At 38.6% G+C, this 5243-nt stretch carries 5 protein-coding genes and 1 tRNA gene; all 6 read right to left on the bottom strand.

Annotated elements, in window-relative coordinates; genetic code table 11:
- The coding region (locus tag H7254_RS14915; RefSeq protein ID WP_301933716.1) for a hypothetical protein at window positions 1-199 on the bottom strand (199 nt) is incomplete at its 3' end.
- Window positions 200-994 (bottom strand): YHYH protein, encoded by a 795-nt coding sequence (locus tag H7254_RS14920; RefSeq protein WP_301933717.1) that lies wholly within the window; start codon window positions 992-994, stop codon window positions 200-202.
- 291 nt (window positions 995-1285) lie between these two features.
- Window positions 1286-1358: transfer RNA gene (locus tag H7254_RS14925), tRNA-Phe, on the bottom strand.
- Between the two features lie 129 nt (window positions 1359-1487).
- Window positions 1488-2531 carry an NAD(P)-dependent alcohol dehydrogenase gene (locus H7254_RS14930; protein WP_301933718.1) on the bottom strand — a complete coding sequence of 348 codons (1044 nt, stop codon included), beginning with the start codon at window positions 2529-2531 and terminating at the stop codon, window positions 1488-1490.
- Between the two features lie 461 nt (window positions 2532-2992).
- Window positions 2993-3541: a GNAT family N-acetyltransferase gene (locus H7254_RS14935; protein ID WP_301933719.1), complete on the bottom strand. Its 549-nt coding sequence runs from the start codon at window positions 3539-3541 to the stop codon at window positions 2993-2995.
- Between the two features lie 169 nt (window positions 3542-3710).
- Window positions 3711-5153: an asparagine--tRNA ligase gene (gene asnS, locus H7254_RS14940; protein ID WP_301933720.1), complete on the bottom strand. Its 1443-nt coding sequence runs from the start codon at window positions 5151-5153 to the stop codon at window positions 3711-3713.
- Window positions 5154-5243: the final 90 nt, after the last annotated feature.

The raw sequence follows: 5243 nt of genomic DNA on the forward strand, positions 1-5243 counted from the left end.
ATCTTTCCAATAAGACAGTGTCATTTTTATTGGAATTTAGTTCAAATAAAACCCCTGTAAATCTACTTTTATGATAGAAAATTATATCATTAACTATTGAAATAGAATTGGAGGATTTTAAAACAAATATTTCTGCTGGCACTTTCGTTTTGCAAGAAATAGCCATAATGGCAATAATAAAATAAGTATTAAATTTCATTTATTGAGTTACAGTTCCTGGCGTACCATAAAAACCATTTCCATTTAAATATGGGGCATCATTTGTGAAATGATAATGATAAATTCCGTTTGGGTAGTCAATGGTAGCGTGCGTATGTCCATGATAAACATCAAGTCCACTACTTGTTACTGTTGTTCCATTTTCTTCTTCTGGGCCGTATACTGGAAAACCATCCAATAAAAACCCCATTAAACCTGATTTGGTAAATTTTACTGTGGTTAAATAAAGAGGTTCAACGTGGTAATGATACATGCCTGAATTTTGTGGATGACCATAATATTTATCAAATGATGTAATTTCACCTGTTAATGGTTGGCTTGGCCCTGCATATTGATTGAAAAGGAATACTCCGTTTAGTGCAATTCCTATCGGACCTAATGGTGTGGCGGAATGCAAAGCGTTTACAGCAGGATTTAATGGTATCTTAACACTACCCAATTGCTCAACAATTGAATTTGGGTTTTTATTAAATGTATTTCCACCAAATGTTGAACCGCTATAAGACTCATACAATGCATTTGTTGTTGGATAATAAGCACTTTTATGATCTGGCAAATCTCTGGTTTTGATATATATCCAAGTTCCGTCACTTTTTACACTTGTTGCACCATAGATTTTTAGATACACTGCTGGAACAGGCGAGTTTGCAGTTACTTCAGTTGTAGTAGTATTTTTCCTACAACTAATTACACCTAAAGCAAAAAGTAAAAATATGGGTAATTCTCTTGTTTGAAATTTCCAATAATTCATTTCTCTATCTTTAAATTGATTCATAATTATGATAGACGTTTAATCTTAATTTTTCCTTCGGTGTAGGTCGGAAATATTTTGGCTAACGTTAAGGCTTAGCGATGAAAGAGAGAAGATGCAAATAAAGTCTACAACTAATGTAAAATTAAAAAACAACAGTACAACTTGTGGGCAAAGAAAATTGAAAAACGGGTGATTGGTAAAAGAGAATTGCTTGATGCAAATTTACCTGACCCTCAACTGTACACTCGCCATAATTAAAAAGAAAAAACCATTATAAGATATCGACTTACAATGGTTTAATATTAATTTAAGTGGTGCGAGCCGGGGTTGAACCGGCGACACATGGATTTTCAGTCCATTGCTCTACCAACTGAGCTATCACACCATTCCCTTTCGGGGCAGCAAAAATAGGAGTTTCTGCTCAAATATTTCAAAACATGCCCGCCAAATTAATAAAGAAATAAAAAAAGGCGGGCAAATTAAGGCCCACCTTGTAGTTATGTGTTTAAAAAGTTTATTTTATAGAGGCAATATCAATCACAAAACGATACCGCACATCACCTTTCAGCATCCGCTCGTACGCCTCATTTACTTCGGATGCATTGATTACTTCCACATCACTCACAATATTGTGTTCGGCACAGTAATCCAGCATTTCCTGTGTTTCTTTAATGCCACCAATTAACGAACCTGCCAGAGAGCGGCGCTTGCCTATCAGGTTAAATGCGCCTACAAGAGAAGGGTGTGGCGGAGCACCCACTACCACCATCGTGCCGTTTAAGGTTAATAAATTTAAATAATCATTGTATTCGTGTTGGGCAGAAATGGTGCTTAAAATAAAATCAAATTTGCCCTGCAGGCTTTTCATGGTTTCGGGATCTTTTGTTACCGCAAAGTGATGGGCACCTAAATTCAAGGCATCCTGTTCTTTTGATTTTGAAGTACTCAACACCGTAACATCTGCTCCAAAGGAAGCAGCAAATTTAACGGCCATATGTCCTAAACCGCCCAAACCCACTACAGCTACTTTATGGCCCTTGCCAATATTCCAGTGTCGCAAAGGAGAATAGGTTGTAATGCCTGCACAAAGTAAAGGAGCCACTCCTTCAATAGGAAGCTTTTCGGATACATGAAGGGTATACTTTTCGTCCACTACTATTTGGGTAGCGTACCCTCCGTATGTAGGATTGCCTGCTTTATCCCGGCTATTGTAAGTACCTACCATAGCAACATCACAATATTGTTCTTCGTTGGCAAGGCAGCTTGGGCAAACCCTGCAGGAGTCTATAAAACAACCAACGCCAGCCAATTGACCCACAGTAAAATTTTTAACTTCATCGCCAATTTTGGTAATGCGGCCTACTATCTCGTGGCCAGGAACCATTGGGTAAATAGAGCCTCCCCATTCGTTGCGCACCTGGTGAATGTCGGAGTGACAAACACCACAATACAAAATTTCAATCTGGATATCGTTGTTACCAACATCCCTTCTTTCAAAATTAAAAGGTGCCAATGGCGTTGTGGCATTTTGTGCTGCGTAAGCATTTACTGTTGTCATAATTCTTTTCTTTAGAGTGAATACAAACAGCCACCATGGAATGTTTGCATTTTTAAAATTTAAGGAATAATTAATTTTAAATACATTGTTTTATTCATTGAGGATTAGAACCTGCTGACTTTTTTTCTGATAAAAAAAGCAACAAAAAAAATAAAGCCCCATGGCTGAACGCCCCATACCAGAATAAATCTTTCAGGCCTGGCTGCATAAAAAAAGCTACCAAATTTGAATGCTTACCTAAATTGAAATTAAGTCAATCAGCAAAATATACCCGGGCTTTAATATAACTTACAGGCTAATGGCAAAACTAAGTATTTGTAACAATAATTTCAGTTCTTAACTACATCTACTCTAATTTCTTACCGCTTTTTTAAGGGAGCCTCAAACTATAAACGGCCGATCTTTTTTATCATATAAATTTGTTTATGGAAAAAGAAAAATCCGTGCCATCACACAACAGGCTAAGGCGTTAAAAGGCTATAGATAACGGTATCAGGAAATTGATTGTTAAAATAATAGTTTTCTTTAAAATAAGCCTCCTGATTAAAATTATTTTTCAACAGTAATTTTTTGGAGGCTTCATTTGCAGGATTTACATTGGCCTCCACCGAATGCAACCGCATACTATTAAGGCCGTAATCCAGTGCAATAACCATTGCTTCCTGCATGATGTTTTTTTTATGCTGTTGCGGCTGCAGCATGTATCCGATTTCTGCCCGGTGATTTTCTTTATCAATTCTCCAGAAACCAATAGTACCAATTAGTGTGGCTTCCCCTTTAAAAGCAATGGCCCAGGTAATGCCCTCGTTGATATGGAGATTGTCAGTAATTTTTTGAATAAATACAAGGGCATCATCCTGCGTTACCGCCATTGGCCGGTCAATAAATTGCATGATCGTTTTGCTGAAACGCAATTCAAAAATTTCCTTTACATCGCCTGTTTTGAGTTGTCTTAATTGTAAGCGGCTGGTGTATAAAGTTGGAAAAGGATTGAAATTTACTGTGAGCATTGGCCGGTAATTATAGCAGCAGGTATCATTTAAAATTTATGGATCCAATAAAAAACCCGAAACAATATGCTTCGGATTTTTATCCGGAATAAAAATGTAAATCGTCTAAATTATTCAAGCCTTCGTTGCCCTGGCAACCCGGGTGCGGTTTTTATCAGAAGAGAAGAGGCTAAAATTCCGCACTCTTCGGATACCGCGGAAAAGGAATTACATCCCGGATATTTCCCATACCGGTTACAAACTGCACCAGCCGCTCAAACCCAAGTCCAAAGCCAGCATGCGGGCAGGCACCAAAGCGGCGGGTATCTAAATACCAGTTCAGTTCTTCTGCCGGAATATCCATTTCCTTCATGCGTGCGGTTAGTTTGTCCAGCCGTTCTTCTCTTTGTGAACCACCTACAATTTCCCCAATGCCGGGTGCTAAAATATCCATGGCCGCAACTGTTTTACCATCCTCATTGAGCCGCATATAAAACGACTTAATGTTTTTTGGATAATCGGTTAAAATTACCGGTTTTTTAAAATGCTTTTCTACCAGGTAACGTTCATGCTCACTTTGTAAATCAACACCCCAGCCTTCAATTAAATATTGAAATTTCTTTTTCTTATTGTGATTGCTTTCTTTTAAAATTTCTATTGCTTCAGTGTAAGTCAGTCTTTCAAAATCGTTGTTCACCACAAAATTTAATTTATCCAGTAACCCCATTTCACTTCTTTCTGCCAGGGGTTTTTGTTTCTCTTCTTCTTCCAGTCGTTGCGCTAAAAATTCAAGGTCTTCCTTGTTGTGTTGCATCGCATAGTCAATAACATATTTGATGAAAGCTTCTGCCAGGTTCATATTATCTTCCAGATCATTGAATGCAACTTCCGGCTCAATCATCCAAAACTCTGCAAGGTGCCGGGCAGTGTTGCTGTTTTCTGCCCTGAATGTGGGTCCAAACGTGTACACATCACTAAAAGCCATGGCGGCCAGTTCGCCTTCCAGTTGCCCGCTTACGGTAAGGTTGGTGCTTCGCCCAAAAAAATCTTCTTTAAAACTAATGCTGCCATCATCATTTTTTGGTGCGCTTCCATCCAACGGTAAAGTAGTTACCCTAAACATTTCGCCGGCGCCTTCTGCATCACTTGCGGTAATAATGGGTGTATGCAGGTAAATAAATCCCTTATCATTAAAAAACTTGTGAACGGCAAAAGCAAGGGAATGCCGGATGCGAAAAATAGCGCCAAAAGTATTGGTCCTAAACCGCAGGTGAGCAATCTCTCTTAAAAATTCCAGGCTGTGTTTTTTTGGTTGCAAAGGAAATTTCTCAGCATCACTATCCCCTAGTATTTCTATGCTGGCGGCTTTTAATTCTACCTTCTGGCCCTTACCTAAAGATGCAACCACTTCGCCCGTTACTTTGATACAGGCGCCGGTAGTAAGTCTTTTTAAGGTAGTTTCTTCAAATAAACCCAGGGAAGCTACGACCTGTAAATTATTATTGGTACTGCCATCATTCAGTGCTATAAACTGGTTGTTGCGAAAAGTCCGCACCCATCCCATTACGGTTGCTTCAAAGCCGGTATCATCCGACGCCAGCAGCGCTTTTATCTTTAGTCTTTTGTTGAACATAATAGTGTTAATTGGCTGCAAATATAATACTTTGCAGCAAGGGCATTTAAGAGTACAGTTCAAATTTTTGTTTCACACAACGAGCACAAA

The sequence above is a fragment of the Ferruginibacter sp. genome (genome assembly GCF_014377975.1).
GTDB lineage: Bacteria > Bacteroidota > Bacteroidia > Chitinophagales > Chitinophagaceae > Ferruginibacter.